The 337-nt window shown below is 78.3% G+C and carries 1 pseudogene; it reads left to right on the forward strand.

What is annotated here, in order from left to right:
• Positions 1–141 precede the first annotated feature (141 nt).
• Positions 142–337 (forward strand): annotated as a pseudogene (locus tag DW233_RS10625) (hypothetical protein); the annotation flags it as partial.

A 337-nucleotide genomic window follows, 5' to 3' on the forward strand; every position in this document is an offset into this window, starting at 1 on the left:
GACGCCGCCCAGCCCGCGCAGGCCGACGCCTCCCAGCCCGAGGCCTCGCAGGCCGACGGCGCCCAGGCGGAGCCCGCCCGGTCCGAGGCGGCCGCGCCCGTCTCGCTCTCATACTCGGCCCACGTCTCCAATATCGGCTGGATGGGCGCCGTCGCCGGCGGCGAGGTCGCCGGCACGACCGGCAGGGGGCTCCCCCTCGAGGCGCTGCGCCTCGTCCTGTCCGACGCCTCGACCGGCGAGCCCCTCGGCGCCGACGCCATATCCGTCGAGGCCCACGTCTCCAACGTCGGCTGGCAGGCCGCCGTCGGCAACGGCGGCACCGCCGGCACGACCGGCC

This window comes from Collinsella sp. AM20-15AC (assembly GCF_003471405.1).
In the GTDB taxonomy this organism is placed as follows: Bacteria; Actinomycetota; Coriobacteriia; order Coriobacteriales; family Coriobacteriaceae; genus Collinsella.